Below are 4,267 nucleotides of genomic sequence, written 5' to 3'. Positions count from 1 at the left end.
CCCCAGCATACCTTTGGTCTGCCGCCGCGACTTGTTAAAGAGTATGCACTCCAGTTACTTAATGCGTTGTATTTGACGTACGGTCATGGCAGGCGTTCTGGATTTGAAAGATTTGCACGTAACGAGCAACACTCAATTTCCCAATGCCCCGTGCGTCCTTGTTCTTTCCACGCAGCGCATCTCAACCCTTATTATCCTCAAAATCAATGAACGGTCAGCAGCTTGAACTACCGCTCTGGTCGCAATTACAACGGAGTCGCCTCGCTCCTGAATCTATCGATTTAGAGGCAATATTAGACCAAGCGGAACAGGAAATCGCTCAGTTACCTGAAGTGATGCAAATGCAAGCGGCGGGATCAGCTATTTTGCAACTAGTACAACTGCAACTGTTACGCGCAGAAGTGCTGATTGCTAACTGGGAGAATACTTACCGCGATCCCCATGTCAAGAGCGATTTCTTTTCTGATATTGTGCGCCAGACGATGGCTATGGATTTAAGCGACTTGATTACGCTACTACCACCTCGTAAACGCCGAGCAAAAACTACCTTAAAGGCGCAAGATTCTGTAGCAGGTGTAGTAGATAAGTCGGCGGTGCTGACAATGGTCGAGCAACTAGAAGCTCTTTCTCCTATTGACAATAATGAATTGCCCTTATCCGACGTAGAACGCAAACAACTTGCTTTAGACTTTGCTCATGATGAAGATATTTTTGCTTGGTGTCAGGCGATCACTTCTTGGATTGGGCAACATCACGGGGAAAAAGTTTCTCTATGGCAATTACAGCAATCGCTAGGTATGCCCTTAGTTGAGGTTTGGCTGGGGTTATTACATTCGCCTACGCCTTATCAGTGGAACGGGCAAGGGGAGTTTTACCTTGAAGCACGAAATTTCTGGATTGACGATTGGTAAAGATACAGTTGGATACATTACCGTATTTGGTTTAATTTATTTTGGCAGTCGTTTACTGCACATTGTGGCTTTTAGAAATGCTACATTCGTTGCTATACCTAACTTTACCAATCTGATTGCTATGGTACAGTCACCTATGGGCTAAGATCCCCAACCATCTCGTTTTCTCCACCCAGCGATGCTCGTTTCTACGTCTTTGGATATAAGTTTGGTCAATGAGTGAGCTATTAATGAGATATTAAATTGAAAAATCAATTTTGAAAGAAATTTATGGCAACCGAGCAAGAGCTTCAATCTCTTTTTAATACTTTAGATGGCGACAAAGACGGCAAAGTCTCCATTAATGAGCTTTTTTTAAGTCCTGGCTTAAGTGCAGTCATCTCATCAGAAACAGGTATCAGTAGTCCCCAGGAGTTACTATCACGGTATGCTTCAAACGAAGACGGTAGTATTACCTTTGAAGAGTTAAAGGCAGCAGTTAAAAATGCAAATAATTTAACCTAGCAGTTAAAAAAACCAACACCCAAAATCCCTCTCTAGCCCACGCTTTGAGGGATTTGAAATTTCTAGGTTTTTATCCAAACGCGCTCATCAGCACAAGGTTTTAACGTCACACCATTGATTGATGTCAACGTCTTAGAAGCACCAAATAAAACTTGAGTATCAGTCTGTTGAATATTTGTGAAAGACTACGTATAGCAGCTAATATCAGGAGAGTAGCAATGCTACTGGCGCTTCAATCGATCTTATGTGTAATTTTAGTGGTTTTCGTCGGTACGCAGCTATCGCAAAGTGCAGATATCTTAGCAGAGAAAACTGGTTTGGGGCGTAGTTGGGTAGGCGCAATTTTGCTAGCAGGCGTAACTTCCTTGCCAGGACTTGCTACAGGTGTCAGTGCGGTAGTTGTCTTTAAGTCACCAGATTTAGCCGCAGGCGGCATATTTGGCAGTTGTTTGTTTAATCTGCTCCTCCTAGCACTGCTGGACATTTTCAGCGAACCAGAACCGCTATTAAAACGAGTGCAGATCAGTCACGCCCTAGCTGCGTGTTTAGGCTCTGTACTGCTAGGTGTGGCGGCGGGTGGATTGCTCCTAGCTCGGACAAATAATAATTTAACTTTAGGTTGGGTTGGTATTCCTAGCATTACAGTGATCGCGCTTTATTTGCTCAGTGTGCGGATACTTGCCCAGTTTGAGCAAAAGAGACGTACCGAGGTGCTACAATAAGAAGCCGAGGTTTTTCAATACCAACATATTAAACCCCAGCAGGCATATCTCAGATTTATCTTGCTCTCGGTCGCAATTGTTGTGCTAGGTGTCTGGTTGGCATCCCTAGGCGATCGCATTGCCTCAGTAACGGGATTGGGAGAAAGTTTTATTAGCACACTTTTGCTAGCTGCAACTACATCACTACCCGAAGCCGTCGCGGGACTAGCAGCGATTCGCCTCAACGCTTTAGGATTTGGCAGTTTCTAACCTATTTGGTTCCAATATTTTTAACATCGCAATTTTGGGTATCTGCGATCTGGTGTATCCAGGCAATCTCTGGGCAAATATCTCTGGGGTGCATATTTTCACCGCAGTAGTAGCAATGGTAATGACTTCAGTTGCCGTTGTTCGGTTAATTTACCGCGCTGCTCGCCCTACAAGAATATACATTACTTGGGATGGACTGGCGCTGATCTCACTTTACATGGGTGGGATGTATGTTATTTACCGTAGCTAACAGGGGAGTCAAAAGTTGGAGCAAATTTTAAGTTTTATTAGCTTTAATACCGAAATTGGGCTAAAAATATTAATTACTATAGCCTTCCTAATTATACTTTGGCTGCTGCGTCGTGTAGCTAATGCTTTGATTAGGCAATCGCTACGAGATCGCTACAACGGGCGGACTTGGTTCTGGGCGAGGCAAGGGTTAAACTTATTCACCGCCCTACTTTTGATATTGGGGCTGCTAAAAATTTGGTTTGACAATTCCAATCGACTCGCTACGGCGATCGGATTAGTAACAGCAGGTGTAGCTGGCAGGGATAATTCATTCTAGAAGTAAAAACATTTTGTCGATGTCATGGGCAAGAAATCGTTCCGCCTTGGTGAGAGAATCATAACCGCCCCAACGAGCAAGATTAATGGCAATATTGCGGATAATAGACCAATTGGTAGCAGCATTGTAGTTACATAATGGAGCCGCATCTTCACCAAAAATTACATCTAAGGGCCCAGTGCAAACGATTTTCAATTCCCCAATGCTGTCGAATCCCATCCGCAAATGTAGTAGCCTTTGAGACTAGGGAGCTAATGTAATAGTTAGTCTGTAAATATTTCTTTCCGGAGCGGATACCAATACGTTCGACTTGAATCAAGCAACGTACGTCCTAGCCAATCAAGGTCAATGCCTTTAATGTCTGTGAATACATTCACAATTCGGCAGGTGGTTCGACCTCGGATTTGCTCAATATCAACAACCCGCTCACAAGGCTTTTGGTGTGACGCTAAGGTTTTCATTTGTGCCAGTAGTCGAGGCTGATTACCTTTGACAGTAATAACGTAGTTATTGCCGCCCTCAATGATTAACTTAGTAGTTTTTTTGGCAGTGAAGGGCATCCATAGTGAACACCACTCCTTCTAACTGCAATGACTCAAGTATTGTTTGCACCACTTTCAATTCACTGCTCTTTAACGAATTCAAACTGTTGGGCGGCAAGCACCACTCTTTGTTGATGGCTATAGACTGACACCAAAGAAATGAAGTTCTGGGTTCGCCGTGCCTGGTTCAGTGACTGTTCCTTTAATGCTTTTACCATCAATCGCTACCCACTCCCCAGGTTCGAGAGTGAATGCACTATTAACCCATTGCTCGAACTGCTGTGCCAGTGTTTCAAAATCGAGTTTCTGTAAAATGCGACGAAAAGTCGTGTCCGATGGCAAGCGAGTTACTGTTAGTCCTAGCTTCTCACTGACTGCCCCATAGTGTCGCACCCCAAAATCTTCCAGGGCATAATAACTTCGGCATCCACTCATAGTTCCCATCACAACTAATAACAAAATTAGCCTGCATTGGGTAACGCCTACCGCGAGATGTCCGAAAATCTCTAACTTCCTGAAGTGAAGTAATTAAATTCGCTCCCATTGCTATTTCCAACCCGTGTCTATTTTGATCATTCTAATATTTCTTTACTCAATGAATTATCCCTGTCATCGACGCATAAGCGTAAAGATTTGTAGATGGTTTTTTTAGATTACGCACTAAGCTAACAGTCCAGCAATACTCTTGACCTATCCCTTTTCTGTCATTTTCCGGATATAATAAGTAAAAGAATCAAGAGATAAAAGGCTAAGAGGTAAGCAGAGCAATGG

At 43.5% G+C, this 4,267-nt stretch carries 10 protein-coding genes; 7 read left to right on the top strand and 3 right to left on the bottom strand.

All coding sequences use genetic code 11. The annotated features are described in order from the left end of the window. The 7 genes from C7B70_RS28135 to C7B70_RS25040 form a co-directional block, all read left to right on the top strand. Positions 1-210, top strand: a 210-nt coding sequence (locus C7B70_RS28135) for a hypothetical protein (RefSeq protein ID WP_233221144.1), incomplete at its 5' end; no start/stop codon positions are given. Further along, on the top strand, positions 207-911 hold the full coding sequence (locus C7B70_RS25055) for a hypothetical protein (protein ID WP_106371594.1): 705 nt from the start codon (positions 207-209) through the stop codon (positions 909-911). The genes C7B70_RS28135 and C7B70_RS25055, both read left to right, overlap by 4 nt. A gap of 270 nt (positions 912-1,181) precedes the next feature. Further along, positions 1,182-1,415, top strand: a complete 234-nt coding sequence (locus tag C7B70_RS25050; protein WP_106371593.1) for an EF-hand domain-containing protein — start codon at positions 1,182-1,184, stop codon at positions 1,413-1,415. A 218-nt stretch (positions 1,416-1,633) separates the two neighbouring features. Then, complete coding sequence (locus tag C7B70_RS27430) at positions 1,634-2,137, top strand: hypothetical protein (RefSeq protein ID WP_199192564.1); 504 nt, start codon at positions 1,634-1,636, stop codon at positions 2,135-2,137. A gap of 27 nt (positions 2,138-2,164) precedes the next feature. After that, positions 2,165-2,386, top strand: a complete 222-nt coding sequence (locus C7B70_RS28590) for a hypothetical protein (protein ID WP_339376753.1) — start codon at positions 2,165-2,167, stop codon at positions 2,384-2,386. Beyond that, the gene (locus C7B70_RS28585; protein ID WP_199192562.1) at positions 2,373-2,636 is read left to right on the top strand and encodes a hypothetical protein; all 264 of its coding nucleotides are present in this window, start codon (positions 2,373-2,375) and stop codon (positions 2,634-2,636) included. Before C7B70_RS28590 ends, C7B70_RS28585 begins: the two co-directional genes overlap by 14 nt. Before the next feature lie 15 nt (positions 2,637-2,651). Further along, the gene (locus C7B70_RS25040; RefSeq protein ID WP_199192561.1) at positions 2,652-2,954 is read left to right on the top strand and encodes a hypothetical protein; all 303 of its coding nucleotides are present in this window, start codon (positions 2,652-2,654) and stop codon (positions 2,952-2,954) included. Here C7B70_RS25040 and C7B70_RS25035 read toward each other — a convergent pair. The 3 genes from C7B70_RS25035 to C7B70_RS25025 all read right to left on the bottom strand — a co-directional run bounded on the left by C7B70_RS25035 (position 2,946) and on the right by C7B70_RS25025 (position 3,955). Further along, positions 2,946-3,173: a hypothetical protein gene (locus C7B70_RS25035; RefSeq protein ID WP_106371592.1), complete on the bottom strand. Its 228-nt coding sequence runs from the start codon at positions 3,171-3,173 to the stop codon at positions 2,946-2,948. The genes C7B70_RS25040 and C7B70_RS25035 overlap by 9 nt on opposite strands. Positions 3,174-3,217: 44 nt before the next feature. After that, the gene (locus C7B70_RS25030) at positions 3,218-3,514 is read right to left on the bottom strand and encodes a hypothetical protein (RefSeq protein WP_106371591.1); all 297 of its coding nucleotides are present in this window, start codon (positions 3,512-3,514) and stop codon (positions 3,218-3,220) included. Between the two features lie 120 nt (positions 3,515-3,634). Beyond that, positions 3,635-3,955: a transposase family protein gene (locus C7B70_RS25025; protein ID WP_255409386.1), complete on the bottom strand. Its 321-nt coding sequence runs from the start codon at positions 3,953-3,955 to the stop codon at positions 3,635-3,637. Positions 3,956-4,267 lie beyond the last annotated feature (312 nt).

The sequence above is a fragment of the Chlorogloea sp. CCALA 695 genome (genome assembly GCF_003003885.1).
In the GTDB taxonomy this organism is placed as follows: Bacteria; Cyanobacteriota; Cyanobacteriia; order Cyanobacteriales; family Chroococcidiopsidaceae; genus Aliterella.
This window is presented reverse-complemented; position numbering and strand designations above follow the sequence as displayed.